The following is a 15,883-nucleotide window of genomic DNA, read 5'->3' on the forward strand; positions in this document are numbered from 1 at the left end:
CTGTGCGAGGGAAGCGCCCGTGACCGATGACGACCAAAAGCAGCGTATGGCGCAGCTTGAGGCCAAGATCGAAGCGGCGAAAAAGGCCAAAGCGCCAAAGCCCCGTGCGGACGCTGACGTCTCGGGCGGCGAGCTTGCCTGGAGGATGGTCATCGAAATGGTATCCGGTCTGGGGATCGGATTTGGCATCGGATACGGGCTGGACAGCCTGCTCGGGACGATCCCGATCTTTCTGGTGCTGTTCACATTGCTGGGCCTTGTCGCGGGCGTGAAGGTTATGCTCCGCAGCGCGAAAGAGGTTCAAGAGAAACAAGCGGCTGCAAGCGCGGCCGAGAAGGACGAGAGGGACTGAACGTGGCGACCGAGACCACCGCAGCAGAAGGCAGCAGCCTGGTATTCCACCCGATGGACCAGTTCATCGTCAAGCCGTTGTTCGGCGACGGTGCGATTGCATGGTACACGCCCACCAACGTGACCCTGTGGCTGTTTCTGGCGATTGCGGCGATCTTTGCCCTGCTGGTTCTCAGCACCTCAAAGCGCGCGATTGTTCCGACCCGGATGCAGTCGGTGGCCGAACTGGCCTATGGCTTCATCTACAAGATGCTGGAAGACATCTGCGGCAAGGAAGGCGTCAAATACTTCCCCTATGTCATGACCCTGTTCATGTTCATCGTCTGCGCCAACTTCCTGGGCATGCTGCCCATGTCCTTCACCACCACATCGCATTTCGCCGTGACCATCCCGCTGGCATTGGCCGTGTTCCTGACCGTGACCGTTCTGGGCTTCGTCAAGAACGGCGCAGGCTTTCTGGGCCTCTTCTGGGTCTCCAGCGCACCGATGGCGCTGCGCCCGGTTCTGGCGATTATTGAGCTGATCTCGTATTTCGTACGCCCGGTCAGCCACTCCATTCGTCTTGCCGGTAACGTCATGGCAGGCCACGCGGTGATCAAGGTGTTCGCAGGCTTTGCCGCGATTGCCGCGATCTCGCCCGTGTCGGTTCTGGCGATTACCGCAATGTACGGCCTTGAGGTCCTCGTGTCCTTCATCCAGGCCTACGTATTCACCATTCTGACCTGTGTTTATCTGAAAGATGCGCTGCATCCGTCGCACTAAGGTCCGAACACCCAACATCGAAACTTCCAATTCGTAAGGAGAAACATCATGGAAGGCGATCTCGCACACATCGGCGCAGGCCTGGCAGCAATCGGTTCCGGCGCAGCCGCAATCGGGGTGGGCAACGTTGCAGGCAACTTCCTGGCCGGCGCCCTGCGCAACCCTTCGGCGGCTGCTTCGCAGACCGCAACCCTCTTCATCGGTATCGCATTCGCAGAAGCGCTGGGCATCTTTGCATTCCTGGTCTCGCTGCTGCTGATGTTCGCCGTCTAATCTGCGGAACCTGATCCTTACGCGCAGGTGGGTCCAAGCCATAGTGGCCCACCTGTTGTAAAGACAAGTTTCCGACGGAGGATATCATGGCGACTGAACCCCTTACAGAAGAGGTAGCTGGCACCTGCGTTGACTCTTATGGGTCGGCCATCGGGATGCCGCAGCTCTGCTTCGATTGGTTCCCCAACCAGATTTTCTGGCTGGTCATCACGCTGGTCGTCATCTTTCTGGTCCTGTCCCGCGTGGCCTTGCCGCGCATCGCGGCAATCCTGGCTGAACGTCAAGGGACCATTACAAATGACCTGGCTGCGGCCGAAGATCTGAAGGCCAAGGCGGTCGAGGCCGAAGAGGCCTATAACAAGGCGCTGGCCGATGCCCGGTCTGAGGCACAGCGTATCGCAGCGGAAGCCCGCGCGGAAATCCAGTCCGGTCTGGATGACGCAATTGCCAAGGCGGACGCGGAAATCGCTGCAAAAGCGGCTGAATCGGAAAAGGCAATTGCCGAAATCCGTGCCGGTGCGCTGGAAAGCATTCAAGTGGTTGCCAAGGATACGGCGGCTGAACTGGTCACCGCACTGGGAGGCGAGGCGGATGCCAAAGCCATCGACAGTGCCGTCGACGCGCAGATGAAAGGATAAGTGACATGCGGAACACTCTTGCCCTTATCCTGACCGTCGGCGCAGCCAGCCCTGCGTTGGCCGCAAGCGGTCCGTTCTTCTCGCTTGGCAACACCGACTTTGTTGTCACACTTGGCTTCATCGTCTTCATCGCGGTCCTGTTCTACTTCAAGGTCCCCGGCATGATCGGTGGCGCCTTGGACAACCGTGCCGAAGGCATCAGGTCGGAACTCGACGAAGCCCGCGCGTTGCACGAAGAAGCGCGCAGCCTGCTGGCCTCGTACGAACGTAAGCAGCGCGAAGTGCAGACACAGGCTGATGCCATCGTCGCTGCAGCCAAAGACGATGCCGCGCTTGCGGCTGAGCAGGCCAAAGTCGATCTGGAAAAGTCCATCGCACGCCGTCTGGCGGCTGCACAGGATCAGATCGCGTCGGCTGAAGCTTCGGCGGTGAAAGAAGTGCGCGATCAGGCTGTGACCGTTGCGGTTTCGGCGGCAAACGCTGTGCTGGCCAAACAGATGACGGCGGCACACGCCAACAAGCTGATTGACGCGGCAATTTCCGATGTGGGCGAAAAGCTGCACTGATTGCCGGATCAGATGATCTAAGAACCCGGGGGTCGTAGGCCCTCGGGTTTTTTTGTTTCGCAGGCTCAGGTGCCTTTGCTAGATCGGCGCCATCCAGTGAACAAAATAATCAAGGCGACCACCGCAATCGCGATCTCGACCTTGAAGGTCCAGTGATTGAGGAAAGACAAAATCCAGTGTGAATGCGTGGGTTGCACCGTGACCAGCGGATAGGTGGTATCCGAGATCGGCCATAGCCAGGCGACTTGCCCGGTGATCGAATCCAGAACCAGATGAACCAGTCCGCCGATCCCGAAGAACTGTATCGCGGTTCCCCATTTGGGAGCCCAATGCCGGAGTAACAATCCGACCACCAGAAAGCCGGCCCAGATGATCGGACGATGTGTCAGGTAGGAATGATGGTGGTGTCCCCGATTGTCGATCAGGTAGAACCACAAAATATCAACATCCGGTGCCACGGAACCGATCAATGCTGCCGTGAAGGCGAGTTTGCCGAGGTTGGGGGTTGCCGCGCGAAAGATCAGGTAAGCGCCGGGCAGATGGCCGATGAACATTCAGAGTTGCCCCGTTTCATGCTTTAACCGCTGCTGCGCGATCTCTTCGTTGCGCCGGGCCTTCTGATGATCGGCCATGCAGCGCTCGACAAAGCTGAGGTGCTTATCGATCGCTTGCCGGGCCGCTTTGCGGTCGCGCGCCTGTAGGGCGGTGTTAATGGCTCGGTGCTGATCGAGAATGGCGTCGCGCGTGGTGCGCTGCTGGAACATGATCTGCCGGTTGTAGAAGACGCCCTGTCTGAGCAGATCAAACATGGATCGCATCATGTGCAGCATGACGACGTTATGGCTGGCCTCGATGATCGCCATGTGAAACTGCGCGTCCAGATGGGCTTCGTCCTCGGTGGCGTTGCGCTTGTGTGCGGCCTCCATCTTGTCGAAGATGGCCTGCACCACCTTCAGATCACTGTCCGATCCAAGTCGCGCGGCGCGTTCTGCGGCCAACCCTTCCAGGTCGCGCCGAAAGGAAAGATAGTCGGACACCGCCTCGTCATGCCTGCCGAACAACCGGATCAGCGCAGGTGAAAAGGCCGAACCCAAAACCTCGGCCACATAGATGCCCGATCCGGCTTTGGCGGTTAGCAACCCTTGATCCTGAAGGTCCGAGATTGCCTCGCGCAGGGATGGGCGGGACACGCCCAGCCGCTCGGCCAGTTCCCGCTCGGGGGGCAGACGTTCGCCAGGGCGCAGGATGCCCCGCAAGATCAGCAGTTCAATCTGGCTGACCACGGCGCTGGACAGTTTCTGGGTCTGGACTTTGTGGAAAGGCATCGCAGCTCGTCATGAAATTGGTCAGTTAATATGACCACGTATCCACCCCCCGTTCAAGAAACCGCAATCACATTCGCTGAAACATTAGGTCAGCATTGTTGACTTTAATCGGCGCGCCCTTAGCCTGCCTGCAAATCCGGGCAAGTAGAGGAGCAGCCAATGGATCAGCTATACGCCACGCGGGCATCGCGGATGAAAGCCTCGGAAATTCGTGAGTTGCTGAAGCTGTTGGGCAAGCCCGGGATCATTTCCTTTGCGGGCGGCATTCCCGATCCGGCGCTGTTTCCCGCGCAGGCATTTGCCGAGGCGTTTCAGAATGCGCTTGGCTCGGAACAGAAGTCGCAAGCGCTGCAATATTCCACCAGCGAAGGTTTTGAGCCACTGCGCGCGTGGCTGGTCGACCATATGCACAGCATTGGGGTCGAGTGCGACATCGACAACATCCTGATCACGTCCGGCTCGCAGCAGGCGCTGGACTATCTGGGCAAACTGTTTCTGTCCCCGGGCGATACGGCGATGGTCGGTTGGCCCACCTATCTGGGCGCGCTCAACGCATTCGACGCCTATGAGCCGCGCTTTGACCAGCTGACCGTCAACGGCAACCGCGGAGCTGCGGAGTACCGGGCCGCCGCCGCAGGCAGTCCGATCAAATTCGCCTATCTCTCCGCCGATTTCGCCAACCCAACGGGCGAGACCGTGGATCGGCGCGGCAGGGAGGCTCTGCTTGATCTAGCCGAAGATCTGGACTGCGCCGTGATCGAGGATGGGGCCTATCAAGCCCTGCGCTATGATGGAGAGCCGATCCCGCCAATCCTTGCGCTGGAGCAGGCCCGCAAGGGGTCCATTGAAGGTTGCCGGACGATCTATTGCGGCAGTTTCTCAAAGACACTTTCACCCGGTCTGAGGGTCGGTTGGGTCGTTGCGCGTAAACCTGTGATCTCGCAACTGGTGCTGGTCAAGCAGGCGGCGGATCTGCATTCGGCGACGATCAACCAAATGGCAGTGCATCAGGTGGCGCAAACCTGTTTCGAAACGCATATTCCAAGGTTGCGCACTGCTTACGGTGCCCGACGCGACGCGATGCTTGCGGCACTGGATCGGCATATGCCCGAAGGTGTTCATTGGACCAAGCCCGAAGGTGGCATGTTCGTCTGGGTGACCTTGCCTAAAGGCACCAACGGGGCCGATCTGCTGGCGCGTGCGCTTGAGACGGTCAAGCTGGCCTTTGTGCCCGGGCATGCCTTTTTCCCTGACGATACCGGGGCAAACACCATCCGGCTCAGCTTCTCCAACTCGGATGAAGTAACCATTGAGGAAGGCGTGCGCCGACTGGGTGCAGTTCTTCGCAACTGACAGCCGAAAGGTTCTGTTAACCATTCTGCGGCAAAGCTGCGGCATGATGCGCTTGGCTTGCCTTCTGTTGCTCGCCGCCTGTTCGGCGGGAACGCCCCATTTTCAGGGCCTGCCCGCGACGCGGGTGGCGGTCAACGGCAGCGTATTCGATGTCCGCGTGCGCGGCGAATTGGCCGAGGCTGTGCGGATCAACACACAATACACCCCGCGTCTGGGACCGATCCGTGACCGCGCGGCCCTGGCGATGGCGCAGGTTTCGGGCTGCCCGATCATCGACGTTTTGGGCGATGCTGCGGTGACTGTTGGGGTATTGGGCTGCGATCAGGAGATGGGAGAGCGTCTGTTGCTGGCCGTTATCTCTCGTCCGAATTACGAATGCATAAACTACGGCGGATCCGACTACGCGGTGTTTGAATGTTCACCGTATTGAGCGGCGAGTTTTTGCAAGATATTGTGGATAACTCGGCGCGATCTCCCATATCCTGCGCAATCACGTTGACACCCCGCCCCTCGGTTGCGCAGACTTGAGGGTATAGGAATCACGGGACCCACCGCCATTGCGCTTTAGCAAACTCAAACTGACCGGCTTCAAAAGCTTTGTTGACCCGACCGATCTGATCATCGCGGACGGGTTGACCGGTGTGGTGGGGCCAAACGGTTGCGGCAAGTCCAACCTGCTGGAAGCGTTGCGTTGGGTGATGGGTGAAAACCGGCCCAAATCCATGCGCGGCGGCGCGATGGAGGATGTGATCTTTGCGGGTGCCGCCACCCGGCCTGCGCGCAACTTTGCCGAAGTGGTCCTGACCATGGATAACTCGGAACGTCTGGCGCCTTCAGGGTTCAACGATAGCGATCAGCTTGAGATTGTGCGCCGCATTACGCGTGACGTGGGCAGTGCCTATAAGACCAACGGCAAGGACGTCCGCGCCCGCGATGTTCAGATGCTGTTCGCGGATGCCTCGACCGGGGCGCATTCGCCGGCGCTGGTGGGGCAGAACCGTATTGCCGAGCTGATCAATGCCAAACCCCGCGCCCGTCGCCGCATTCTGGAAGAGGCCGCTGGCATATCGGGCTTGTATCAGCGCCGTCATGAGGCGGAGCTGAAACTCAAAGGTACCGAGGCCAACCTGACCCGTGTTGATGACGTGCTGGAGCAGCTGGGTGGCCAACTGGCGCAACTGGCCCGGCAGGCCCGCCAGGCCGCGCGCTATCGAGAGATTGGCGAGCAACTGCGGCAGGCCGAGGGGATGTTGCTCTACCGGCGCTGGAAAGAGGCCGACATGGCCCGCCAACAGGCCGAGGAAAAGCTGCGCGAACGGCTGGCCGAAGCCTCGCGCGCCGAGGCAGAAGCGCGTGCCGCCGCCGCAAAGCGTGCCGAGATTGAGGAAACCCTGCCGCCCCTGCGCGAGGAAGAGGCTATCGCCGCCGCCGTTCTGCAACGCCAGCAGGTGCAGCGCGACCAGCTTTCCGATCAGGAAACCCGCGCGCGGCAAACCATCGAAACACTGACCAACCGCATTCAGCAGCTGGGCAACGATATCGAACGCGAATCCGGTTTGAATCGCGATGCGGGCGAGATGATCGAGCGGTTGGAATGGGAAGCCCGTGAGCTGGCCAAGGCTGCAGAGGGTCACGACGAAAAACTGACCGAGGCCGCCGAGGTTGCGCGCGAGGCCGCGTCGGTCTTGCAGGATCGCGAAGATCATCTGTCGCAGGAAACCGAGGACATGGCGCGGCTTGTCGCCCGCCATCAATCGGCGCAGCGACTGGTCGAGGACAGTCGCAAGACTCTGGCGCGCTCGGAAAACGAAGAGGAAAAAGCGCGCGCTGCGGTGGATGATGCCAAGTCGGCCCTGACGCGCGCCAGCGAGGCGTTCGAGACCGCGCAAGAGGGCGAGGAAGAAGCCCGCGAAGCCGCCGAAGCTGCCGAAGAAGCGCTTGCTGCCGCAGACGAACTGCGCAATGAAACGCAGGCGCGCGAGGCCGAAGCACGGGCACAACGCTCTGAGGCTGAAGGTGAGCTGGGGGCCATCCGGGCCGAAACCGCAGCACTCGCCAAACTGGTTGAACGCGATACCGCCGAAGGCGGCCAGGTGCTGGATTTGCTGCGGGTGGCTCCGGGCTATGAAAAGGCTCTGGGGGCGGCCCTTGCTGACGATCTGCGCGCGCCGCTGGTCGAGGGCGACGGGCCGTCGGGATGGGTTCAGGTCGCAGGCTACGACAGCGACCAGCCGCTGCCCGACGGGGCCGAGCCGTTGGCGCTGCATGTCTCGGGACCGGATCGCCTTAGCCGTCGGATTGCGCAAATCGGGTTGATCGACGCGGATCAGGGCGCACGGTTGCAGGCTGCCTTGAAGCCCGGGCAGCGGTTGGTGTCGCGATCAGGCGACCTGTGGCGCTGGGACGGGTTCCGGGCTTGGGCCGAAGATGCGCCAAGCGCTGCGGCGCTGCGTCTGGAGCAGCTCAACAAGCTGGAAGCGCTCAAGCAGGAACTGACCCGGATCGAGGCGCAGGCCGATGGCGCGCGCGCTGCGCATGAGGCGCTGTCGCAGCAATTGGCCGATGTCACCGAAGCCGACCGCCGCGCACGTGAAGCCCGGCGCGCTGCCGATCAGCGGATGGCAGAAACCGCGCGGATGCTCAGCCGGGCTGAAGCAGATCGCAACTTGGCCGAAGGCAAGCTGGAGACGCTGTCCCTTGCAGTCGATCGCCACAAGGAAGACGCGATGTCTGCTCGTGCGCAACTGCGCGAAGCCGAAAGCGCGCTGACCGGGCTGGGCGACCTAGACAGTGCACGCGCGCAGGTCGAAGACATCAAACAGACGGTCGAGGCGGCGCGGATCACGATGCTGACCCATCGATCGACGCATGATGAATTGCGCCGTGAGGGCGAGGCGCGCACCCGCCGCTCGCAGGAAGTGACGAAGGACCTCAGCGGCTGGAAACACCGTCTTGAAACGGCGGAAAAGCGGATTGCGGAACTGGCCGAGCGCAAGGAAAGCTCGGAAGAGGAGCTGGGCGAGGCAATGGCCGCCCCCGGCGAGATCGCCGAGGCCCGCGAGGAACTGAACGAACTGATCGAAACAGCCGAAGCCCGCCGCGCCGAAGCCGCCGACAAGCTGGCCGAAGCCGAAACCCAGCAGCGTGAGGTCGTTCTGGCCGAGCGCGAGGCTGAACGCCTGGCCTCGGAAGCGCGCGAAAGCCGCGCGGCGGCTGAGGCGCGCTGTGACGCGGCCAAGGAAAGCGTCGTCGCTGCGGCAGAGCGTATCGCTGAGGATCAGCAACTGACCCCGAACCAGCTGCTGAACCAATTGGACACGAACCCCGATCAGATGCCCGCTGCTGATGCGCTTGAGGCCGAAGTGAACCGCCACAAGCGCCAGCGCGACGCGATGGGTGCGGTAAACCTGCGGGCCGAGGAAGACAGCAAGGAAGTTCAGGAAGAATTCGACACTCTGAACGGTGAAAAGGGTGACCTGGAAGAGGCGATCAAGGCGCTGCGCAGCGGTATTGCGAGCCTCAACCGAGAAGGGCGCGAGCGTCTGCTGACCGCGTTCGAACAAGTGAACTCGAACTTCGCGATGCTGTTCAAGCACCTGTTTGGTGGCGGTGAGGCCAATCTGGTGATGGTCGAAAGCGACGATCCGTTGGATGCTGGCCTCGAGATCATGTGCCAGCCGCCGGGCAAGAAACTCTCGACCCTCAGCCTGTTGTCGGGCGGCGAGCAGACCCTGACGGCAACCGCGCTGATCTTTGGCGTTTTCCTCGCCAATCCCGCGCCGATCTGTGTGCTGGACGAGGTCGATGCACCGCTGGACGACGCCAATGTCACCCGGTTCTGTGACCTTCTGGACGAGATGTGCCGCCAGACCGACACGCGGTTCCTGATCATCACCCACCATGCGGTGACGATGGCGCGGATGGATCGGCTGTTCGGTGTGACCATGCAGGAACAAGGTGTCAGCCAACTGGTTTCGGTCGACTTGAAAAAGGCCGAGCAGATGGTCGCCTGACCCTTCACTGCAACGTTATGACACTGTGACGGCCCGTCGCGCTAAGGTAGCGGCATGACCCGGTATCTGATCATCGCGCTGTTGTCCGTCAGTCCGGCGTGGGCTGCCGACTGGCCCACCAAACCCGGCGACGTCCCGCTTAGCCCGGAAGAGCTAGCCGAGCTGGCTGGTCGCACATTGACCTTCTACGATGACGGCCAATCCAAATACTCGGCCGGAGGAGCCTATTCCTATACCTACGCCAGCGGGGAATCCGCCTTTGGCACCTATTCCATTGCCGAGGATGGCAGTGTCTGCATCGCCTATCGCAACGGGTTCAGCCGCTGTGATCTCTATGTGCGCAGTGGCGAGCGGTTGATTCTGATCGACCAAAAGGGTCATCGGTATCCGGTGCGACCGGAGTAGGTGAGCGAGAAAGAACTGAAATTCGGGTCATTTGATCGAATAATGCTCGAAACGCAGGGAAGATCAGGGCAAAATTACCCACCGATCGCTGATATACACACATCCGTAGAGCAATATTGGGCGGGCAGATGTGTCGGTTTTTGGCCTGGGTAGGCAGTCAGCGGTATCTTGACGAATTGGTGCTGGAACAAGAGCAATCTTTGGTCATCCAAAGCCGTAACGCGCTGATCGGAAAGACACCGATCAATGCTGACGGCTTTGGGCTGGCTTGGTATTCTGATCGCGAGACACCTTGTTTTTACAAAGACACGCACCCGGCCTGGTCGGATGCAAACCTGAAGCAACTGGCGCATCACACCAGATCGCGGCTTTTCCTTGCCCATGTTCGGGCTTCAACCGGGACCGCCACCTCGCGCAACAATTGTCACCCTTTTGGGGCCGGCAAGTGGAGTTTCATGCACAACGGACAAGCCGGCGGACATGACCTGATCCGACAAGAACTGGACGGGATGATCCCAGCAGGTTTGTACGGGCAGCGGTTTGGCGCAACCGAGAGCGAGGCGATATTTCTGATTGCTCACGGCGAAGGGCTGGATGCCGAGCCGATCGGTGCCATGGCCCGGGCGGTCGCGCGCGTGGAGTCGGTTTCAAGACGGCGTGGCGCACTTCCGTATCTTCGGTTTGCGGCCTGTTGGTCGGATGGAGCGCGCATATATGCGGCGCGGTATGCGTCGGACCGATACGCACCCAGCTTGCATTACCGACGTTGCAAAGACGGTATCATCATCTCGTCCGAACCGCTGGATGGCGATAGCGAGGACTGGGTTGAAATTCAACCGAACACCGCGATCGCGACCGAGGGAACAGGCATCAGAACCCACGCCTTCGAGCCCGAACTGCCGGTTGCTCGGACCGAGGTTGCCTAGGTCAGCTATCTGGTTTTGCGACGCCCAATCGCTCAAACGATTGGGATACGCAGCTCCTGCCCCGGGAAGATCACATTCGGATCGCTAATAAAATGCGCATTTGCGCGTTGAATAACCGAGACTTGCCCCGGATTTCCGTATTGCGACACCGAGATGGAAGTCAGCGTATCGCCAGGTGCTACCGTATAGTTCCGATACCCGACATATCCCGGCAAGATCCGCGGTCCGAAAAAGACCGGAACATGCACGGTCGGAATTGTCCCTTCACCACCGGCGCTGTCGTCCGTAACCGTTATAAACAGACGGTCGAGTTGAAAATTCGGGTTCGCCGGAATCTCGAGCGTCGCCTGAAACTGGCGCAGCGCGATGGCCCCGGCACTTGCGGCGCCACTGAATTCCACATGGCCTTCGGTGACCGAGAGCGAAAGATGACCCTCGAAGCCAACCGCATTACCGGCAATCATGATTGTTTGGCCAACAAGATCGAAGGGTTTGGGCTGAAGTATCTCGATATTCATGGATGAACTCCTTCGGATTGAATGAGGAATTCATAACCTGTTTAGGCCAACGGACCAAATCGCGCTGGTGGATTTCAGCCGGTCACCGCTGCTCGGACCCACCGGTCAGTGGAGCGAGACGGTGTTTGCCTAGAGTTGATTCAACAGTTCTGCCGTTGGCCAGGCATCGGCGGGCAGGCCCAGCCGCACTTGCTCTGCCTGAACCGCTGCCCGCGTTCCGGCCCCCAGAATGCCGTCGATCTTGCCGACGTCATGCCCGCGCGCTTGTAGCTTGCTTTGCAGCTGTTTCATCTGGGCGCCGGACAGGCCTGGTGCGGGGTTGCCCGCGTTGTAGATTTGGCCCCCTTCAAGCCGGGTGCCGAAATAGGCAGCGGTCAGGACATAGACAAAGCTCTGGTTCCATTCGAAATAGACGTCGAAATTCGGGTAGGCCAGAAATGCGGGGCCCTTGTGCCCCTGCGGCAGGATCAGCGATGCGGGAAGATCGGCAAGCGATCCGCTGCGTGCCTGAACGCCCATTGCCTGCCAATCCGAGATCGGGCGTGGTTTGCCCGGGCCAGACAGGGACCAGTCCATCTGCGCAGGCACGTTAACCTCTTGCAACCAGGGCTGACCCGGTTGCCAGCCCAGATGCGACAGCATCTTGCCCCCGGATACCAGCGCGTCCGGGGCCGAGGTCTTCAGCGACACCGTACCATCGCCATCGCCATCGACGCCGTTGTCCAGAATATCCTGCGGCAGCATTTGCACCATGCCGATTTCCCCGGCCCAGGCCCCGGTCGTGCGGGCAGGGTCGAAGTTGCCTTGACTGTAGAGCTCGATGGCTGCGAAGACCTGCGGTCGGAACAGGTCCGGACGGCGGCAATCATGAGCCAGCGTCACCAGCGCGTTGCGGGTGTTGAAGTCGCCCTGTACTGCGCCATAGTCGGTTTCGAAAGCCCAGAAAGCCAGAAGAACTCCGCGCGATACGCCGTATTCCCGCTCGATCCGGTCGAACACGGCATCGTATTTTTGCGACATGGCCTTGCCACGGTCGATACGGTTTTGCGAGATCAGACGGCGCGAAAACTCGATGAACGGTTTTTGAAACACGCCCTGCGCGCGGTCGGCTTTCAGCACAGCGCCGTCCTGCTGGACACCTTTGAAAAACGCGTTGACGGTGGATTCTTCCATCCCCTTCTGCACGGCCTCGGCTTTCAGACCTTTGACGAAGGAATTGAAACCGCCCCCACATTCAGAGAAGGCGGGTGAGGCAAGCAAGGCGGCAGCCACGAGGCCGGAAAGAATACGCATGGTCGGGTCCGTCAAAGAATAAAGTTGAGCCCAACCCACACCGAGACGAGCCCAAGCGCAAGCCCCCAGACGCGCCAAAGCATGTCGCATGCGCGGAAAACCTCTGGTGCGCCGATTTCACGGGGGGCGTCGCCATTGACCCAGGCCAGTTCACGGACCTGCCCGTCGTAGCTGCGCGGACCTGCCAGTGCGACGTACAGAGCGCGCGACATTGCGGCCTCGGGCCACCCCGCGTTCGGGGAAATATGGCGCCGGGCATCGGCCACCATCTCGGACCAGCGGGCCCATTGGCCCGACAGCGCCACGATCATCAGACAGGTCAACCGGGCAGGGATCAGGTTCAGCAGATCGTCGAACCGGGCCGAGGCCCAGCCGAACTCTCGATAGGTCTCGTTGCGGTAACCGATCATGCTGTCGGCAGTGTTAACGGCCTTGTAGACGAGCAATCCCGGCAAGCCCGCAACCAGAAACCAGAAGGCGGGTGCGATGACCCCGTCGCTGAGATTCTCGGCGGCGCTTTCGATGGCGGACCGGGCGACTTGCGCCTGCGTCATGTCGCGTGTGTCGCGTGAGACGATCATGGCAACCTTGGCGCGGCCTTCGGACAGGGACGCTCGCAAACCGTCTGCAACCTCACGGACATGCGAGACCAGAGACTTCTGAGCCAACAGAATGGCGCAAACGATGACTTCAACAACGGGCCCAAGCAGCGACAGGAGCCAACCCAGCAAAACTGCGGCAACAACAAGCACGACCAGCACCAGTACGCCTTTGGCGCGCCGGTTCGGGCCTTGATTTAGGCGCGTATCCAGCCAGCCAATCGCCTTTCCGATCATAACCGCCGGGTGGCGGACGCGAGACCACAGCCAGTCCGGTTCCCCCAGGGCCGCGTCCAGGCACATGGCGCAGATCAGCAGGAAGGGTACGCTCACAAGGCGACCTCTAGCCGGTCCCATCCGGCCATTGGGGGCAGGCCCAGACGCAGGTATGTGGTGGAATAGGGGAAGATGCGGCTCCAGATATGGGCACGGGCCAGACGATCCCGCCACGCGAGGGCATCATCGACACGGTACAGGCGGAACAGGCTTGTTCCGCCAACCAGTTGCGCCCCTTTGGCCGTAACCAGTCGATCCAGCCGGTCAGCGTCACTGGCAAGCCTCGACCGTGTGGCTTGTGCCCATTCGTTGTCTTGCAAGGCGCGTTCCCCGACCCGAAGGGCGGGACCGGACACGGCCCAGGGTCCGGTCAGATCATTCAGGCGTCCGATCAGATCAGGCTGTCCAATGGCAAAGCCCAGCCGCAAACCGGCCTGACCCCAGAATTTGCCAAAGCTCTTTAGCACGATCACGCCGGGGCGCTCAGCCAGATGAATCAGAGAGGCGTCTGGTGTGACATCGCAAAAGCTTTCGTCGATCACGGTCAACGGCGCGTCGGCGTCCCGCGCCTGCCAAATACGACCATCGGGGTTGTTGGGGTTTACGATGACGCGGGCCTCAACCGGGCCTCTATCGGTGACCGTCCAACCTTGTGCCGAAAAGGCGGCAGCGTGTTCGTTATAGGTGGGCGTTGTGATCTGAACCCGGCCCGGCGCGGCGAGAGAGGGCATGCGGGCAATAACCGCCGAGGCCCCGGGCGCGGGCAGGATCGAGGCACTGGCAGGTACGGACCAGAAGGATCTGGCCGCATCGGTCAACCGCTCGAACGCGCCGTGGTCGGGCAGTTCGGTCCAATCCGAGGGCTGCAAACCGGTAATGCCAAAAGGATGCGGATTGATGCCGGTCGACAAATCAATCCAGTCCGCGCGAGCCCCGCCATACCTGCGAATGGCCGCATCCAGCCCGCCACCATGGTCGCGGGTGGCGCGCGGATTCAGGTTTTCTGTCGGATCAGCCATTGGCCCCTCTGCCGGATTCGCCGTGATTTGCCCGGTTCAAGCGGATTTATGCCGGTTACACAAGCAAATCCGCGTGATCAGGGCACCTGCCAGTCGGCGTTAACACTTTGTTAAGGAAATCGGGGGATCACGGAATACGGGGGTCGGCACCACTCACTCTATCAAGTGCCGAGGTTGTTGCAAATGAAAGTTCTGATAGTTGAGAGTAACCCCGACCTTGGTCGGGTCTGGCAAAGGCATCTGGAACGGCAAGGCGCCGAGGTCACCTTGGTTGCTGGCCAGGAAGCAGCGATTCTTGCGCTGTACGGAACGGCTTTTGATATCATTGTGCTGGATCTGGTTCTGGAAACCGGCAGCGCCTTGGCTGTGGCGGATTTTGCCAGCTATCGCCGACCCGAGGCGCGGGTGATCTTTGTCACCAACACAACGTTCTTCTCGGACGGGTCGATCTTTGCGCACAGCCCCAATGCCTGTGCCTATGTGCAAAGCGGTACGCCGCCAGAAGACCTGGCGGCGATGGTAGAACATTACGCGGCGGGTCGCTGATCGCGCTGGTGCGGCTCGACGTAATCAAGCGCCGGGTTTGTCGGGATAATCCGGTGCGGATTGATGCTTTCGTGGCTGTAGTGGTAATGCCGCACGATGTGATCCATGTTGACCGTCTGGGCAACGCACGGCCATTGATACAGCTCTCGCGTGTAGGCCCATAGGTTCGGATAGTCGATCAGCCGCCGCCGGTTGCACTTGAAATGTAGGTGATAGACCGGATCGAAACGTATCAGCGTAGTGAACAACCGCCAATCGGCCTCGGTCACGCGATCACCCATAAGGTAACGGTTTGTTGCCAGCCGATCCTCAAGCCAGTCCAACGTGTCGAAGAGCGGGCCGACCGCGCTGTCATATGCCTCTTGCGTGGTGGCAAAGCCGGATTTGTAGACCCCATTGTTGACGTCGGAATAGATGCGGGCGTTGACCTCTTCGATTTCGTCGCGCATCGGCGCGGGCCAGTAGTCATCTGTATTGCCCGTGATCCCGTCGAAGGCCGAATTGAACATGCGGATGATTTCCGAACTTTCGTTCGAAACAATCGTCTGCTGCTGCTTGTCCCACAGAATGGGCACCGTCACGCGGCCCGAATAGGTTGGATCGGCCTTGGTATAGACCTGATGCGCAAATTGTAGACCGTAGAGGGTATCGCCAGTGGCACCCTTGTCATCGGTTTCGAAGGTCCACCCCTTGTCCAGCATGTCGGGATGCACGACCGAGACCGAGATGTGGTCTGTCAGCCCCTTGAGTTCCCGAAAGATCAACGTGCGATGGGCCCAGGGGCAGGCGTGGCTGACATAAAGGTGATAGCGTCCGCTTTCCGCCGTGAATCCGCCCTTGCCCGAAGGGTCGGGGCCGCCGTCAGCCGTCAGCCAGTTGCGAAATTGCGCGGCCGAGCGTTTGAAGGCCCCGCCAGTGGATTTGGTGTCATACCAGGTGTCGTGCCATTTGCCGTCTACCAGCAGCCCCATTTCGGTTCCTCCGTCTTTGCTTGAGGTAAAGATAGGACGGGACGGTTCT

The 15,883-nt window shown here is 60.6% G+C and carries 18 protein-coding genes; 11 read left to right on the plus strand and 7 right to left on the minus strand.

Features of this window, described 5'->3' with window-relative positions; all coding sequences use genetic code 11:
- Positions 1 to 19 precede the first annotated feature (19 nt).
- From ACR0LX_RS13825 to ACR0LX_RS13845, 5 genes are all read left to right on the plus strand, one after another.
- Positions 20 to 352 carry an AtpZ/AtpI family protein gene (locus ACR0LX_RS13825; protein WP_170673619.1) on the plus strand — a complete coding sequence of 111 codons (333 nt, stop codon included), beginning with the start codon at positions 20 to 22 and terminating at the stop codon, positions 350 to 352.
- Positions 353 to 354: 2 nt separating this feature from the next.
- On the plus strand, positions 355 to 1,113 hold the full coding sequence (locus ACR0LX_RS13830) for a F0F1 ATP synthase subunit A (RefSeq protein WP_170673622.1): 759 nt from the start codon (positions 355 to 357) through the stop codon (positions 1,111 to 1,113).
- Positions 1,114 to 1,161: 48 nt separating this feature from the next.
- On the plus strand, positions 1,162 to 1,386 hold the full coding sequence (locus ACR0LX_RS13835) for a F0F1 ATP synthase subunit C (RefSeq protein ID WP_005981269.1): 225 nt from the start codon (positions 1,162 to 1,164) through the stop codon (positions 1,384 to 1,386).
- Positions 1,387 to 1,472: 86 nt separating this feature from the next.
- On the plus strand, positions 1,473 to 2,024 hold the full coding sequence (locus ACR0LX_RS13840) for a F0F1 ATP synthase subunit B' (protein ID WP_480575491.1): 552 nt from the start codon (positions 1,473 to 1,475) through the stop codon (positions 2,022 to 2,024).
- 5 nt (positions 2,025 to 2,029) lie between these two features.
- Entirely contained in the window at positions 2,030 to 2,590 is a 561-nt protein-coding gene (locus tag ACR0LX_RS13845) for a F0F1 ATP synthase subunit B (protein ID WP_480784216.1), read from the plus strand.
- 65 nt (positions 2,591 to 2,655) lie between these two features.
- Here ACR0LX_RS13845 and ACR0LX_RS13850 read toward each other — a convergent pair whose 3' ends face one another.
- Both ACR0LX_RS13850 and ACR0LX_RS13855 read right to left on the minus strand, forming a co-directional pair.
- Positions 2,656 to 3,144 (minus strand): metal-dependent hydrolase, encoded by a 489-nt coding sequence (locus ACR0LX_RS13850; RefSeq protein WP_480784217.1) that lies wholly within the window; start codon positions 3,142 to 3,144, stop codon positions 2,656 to 2,658.
- Positions 3,145 to 3,915: a FadR/GntR family transcriptional regulator gene (locus tag ACR0LX_RS13855; protein ID WP_480784218.1), complete on the minus strand. Its 771-nt coding sequence runs from the start codon at positions 3,913 to 3,915 to the stop codon at positions 3,145 to 3,147.
- A 159-nt stretch (positions 3,916 to 4,074) separates the two neighbouring features.
- Here ACR0LX_RS13855 and ACR0LX_RS13860 point away from each other — a divergent pair, with 159 nt between their 5' ends.
- The 5 genes from ACR0LX_RS13860 (at position 4,075) to ACR0LX_RS13880 (ending at position 10,612) form a co-directional block, all read left to right on the plus strand.
- A complete protein-coding gene (locus ACR0LX_RS13860) occupies positions 4,075 to 5,268 on the plus strand; it encodes an aminotransferase-like domain-containing protein (protein WP_480784219.1) in 1,194 nt (397 codons plus the stop codon).
- Between the two features lie 43 nt (positions 5,269 to 5,311).
- Complete coding sequence (locus tag ACR0LX_RS13865) at positions 5,312 to 5,698, plus strand: hypothetical protein (protein WP_480784220.1); 387 nt, start codon at positions 5,312 to 5,314, stop codon at positions 5,696 to 5,698.
- Positions 5,699 to 5,825: 127 nt separating this feature from the next.
- Entirely contained in the window at positions 5,826 to 9,281 is a 3,456-nt protein-coding gene (locus ACR0LX_RS13870; protein ID WP_480784221.1) for a chromosome segregation SMC family protein, read from the plus strand.
- Positions 9,282 to 9,335: 54 nt separating this feature from the next.
- On the plus strand, positions 9,336 to 9,686 hold the full coding sequence (locus tag ACR0LX_RS13875) for a hypothetical protein (protein ID WP_480575471.1): 351 nt from the start codon (positions 9,336 to 9,338) through the stop codon (positions 9,684 to 9,686).
- A gap of 128 nt (positions 9,687 to 9,814) precedes the next feature.
- Positions 9,815 to 10,612, plus strand: coding sequence for a class II glutamine amidotransferase (locus ACR0LX_RS13880; RefSeq protein WP_480784222.1), 798 nt, complete (start codon positions 9,815 to 9,817; stop codon positions 10,610 to 10,612).
- Between the two features lie 32 nt (positions 10,613 to 10,644).
- Here the strand turns inward: ACR0LX_RS13880 and ACR0LX_RS13885 are convergent, their stop codons facing one another.
- From ACR0LX_RS13885 to ACR0LX_RS13900, 4 genes are all read right to left on the minus strand, one after another.
- Positions 10,645 to 11,130: a LysM peptidoglycan-binding domain-containing protein gene (locus ACR0LX_RS13885; RefSeq protein ID WP_480784223.1), complete on the minus strand. Its 486-nt coding sequence runs from the start codon at positions 11,128 to 11,130 to the stop codon at positions 10,645 to 10,647.
- Between the two features lie 129 nt (positions 11,131 to 11,259).
- Positions 11,260 to 12,423, minus strand: a complete 1,164-nt coding sequence (locus ACR0LX_RS13890; RefSeq protein ID WP_480784224.1) for a lytic murein transglycosylase — start codon at positions 12,421 to 12,423, stop codon at positions 11,260 to 11,262.
- Between the two features lie 11 nt (positions 12,424 to 12,434).
- Complete coding sequence (gene cbiB / locus ACR0LX_RS13895; RefSeq protein ID WP_480784225.1) at positions 12,435 to 13,355, minus strand: adenosylcobinamide-phosphate synthase CbiB; 921 nt, start codon at positions 13,353 to 13,355, stop codon at positions 12,435 to 12,437.
- Positions 13,352 to 14,317, minus strand: a complete 966-nt coding sequence (locus ACR0LX_RS13900; RefSeq protein ID WP_480784226.1) for a threonine-phosphate decarboxylase — start codon at positions 14,315 to 14,317, stop codon at positions 13,352 to 13,354. Before ACR0LX_RS13900 ends, cbiB begins: the two co-directional genes overlap by 4 nt.
- Positions 14,318 to 14,500: 183 nt before the next feature.
- Between ACR0LX_RS13900 and ACR0LX_RS13905 the strand changes: the two genes are divergently transcribed.
- Positions 14,501 to 14,863, plus strand: coding sequence for a response regulator transcription factor (locus ACR0LX_RS13905; protein WP_480575452.1), 363 nt, complete (start codon positions 14,501 to 14,503; stop codon positions 14,861 to 14,863).
- Here the strand turns inward: ACR0LX_RS13905 and ACR0LX_RS13910 are convergent.
- Positions 14,845 to 15,834, minus strand: coding sequence for a glutathione S-transferase family protein (locus tag ACR0LX_RS13910; protein WP_480784227.1), 990 nt, complete (start codon positions 15,832 to 15,834; stop codon positions 14,845 to 14,847). The two genes, ACR0LX_RS13905 and ACR0LX_RS13910, sit on opposite strands and share 19 nt — an antisense overlap.
- Positions 15,835 to 15,883: the final 49 nt, after the last annotated feature.

Source organism: Ruegeria sp. CH11, assembly GCF_056537105.1.

Bases quoted from the DNA above. Each gene is read 5' to 3' on its own strand.
- ACR0LX_RS13840 (WP_480575491.1), top strand. From the start codon at position 1,473: ATGGCGACTGAACCCCTTACAGAAGAGGTAGCTGGCACCTGCGTTGAC.
- ACR0LX_RS13890 (WP_480784224.1), bottom strand. From the start codon at position 12,423: ATGCGTATTCTTTCCGGCCTCGTGGCTGCCGCCTTGCTTGCCTCACCC.
- ACR0LX_RS13900 (WP_480784226.1), bottom strand. From the start codon at position 14,317: ATGGCTGATCCGACAGAAAACCTGAATCCGCGCGCCACCCGCGACCAT.
- ACR0LX_RS13880 (WP_480784222.1), top strand. From the start codon at position 9,815: ATGTGTCGGTTTTTGGCCTGGGTAGGCAGTCAGCGGTATCTTGACGAA.
- ACR0LX_RS13875 (WP_480575471.1), top strand. From the start codon at position 9,336: ATGACCCGGTATCTGATCATCGCGCTGTTGTCCGTCAGTCCGGCGTGG.
- ACR0LX_RS13865 (WP_480784220.1), top strand. From the start codon at position 5,312: ATGATGCGCTTGGCTTGCCTTCTGTTGCTCGCCGCCTGTTCGGCGGGA.
- ACR0LX_RS13860 (WP_480784219.1), top strand. From the start codon at position 4,075: ATGGATCAGCTATACGCCACGCGGGCATCGCGGATGAAAGCCTCGGAA.
- ACR0LX_RS13910 (WP_480784227.1), bottom strand. From the start codon at position 15,834: ATGGGGCTGCTGGTAGACGGCAAATGGCACGACACCTGGTATGACACC.
- ACR0LX_RS13855 (WP_480784218.1), bottom strand. From the start codon at position 3,915: ATGCCTTTCCACAAAGTCCAGACCCAGAAACTGTCCAGCGCCGTGGTC.
- ACR0LX_RS13885 (WP_480784223.1), bottom strand. From the start codon at position 11,130: ATGAATATCGAGATACTTCAGCCCAAACCCTTCGATCTTGTTGGCCAA.
- ACR0LX_RS13845 (WP_480784216.1), top strand. From the start codon at position 2,030: ATGCGGAACACTCTTGCCCTTATCCTGACCGTCGGCGCAGCCAGCCCT.
- ACR0LX_RS13835 (WP_005981269.1), top strand. From the start codon at position 1,162: ATGGAAGGCGATCTCGCACACATCGGCGCAGGCCTGGCAGCAATCGGT.
- ACR0LX_RS13905 (WP_480575452.1), top strand. From the start codon at position 14,501: ATGAAAGTTCTGATAGTTGAGAGTAACCCCGACCTTGGTCGGGTCTGG.
- ACR0LX_RS13850 (WP_480784217.1), bottom strand. From the start codon at position 3,144: ATGTTCATCGGCCATCTGCCCGGCGCTTACCTGATCTTTCGCGCGGCA.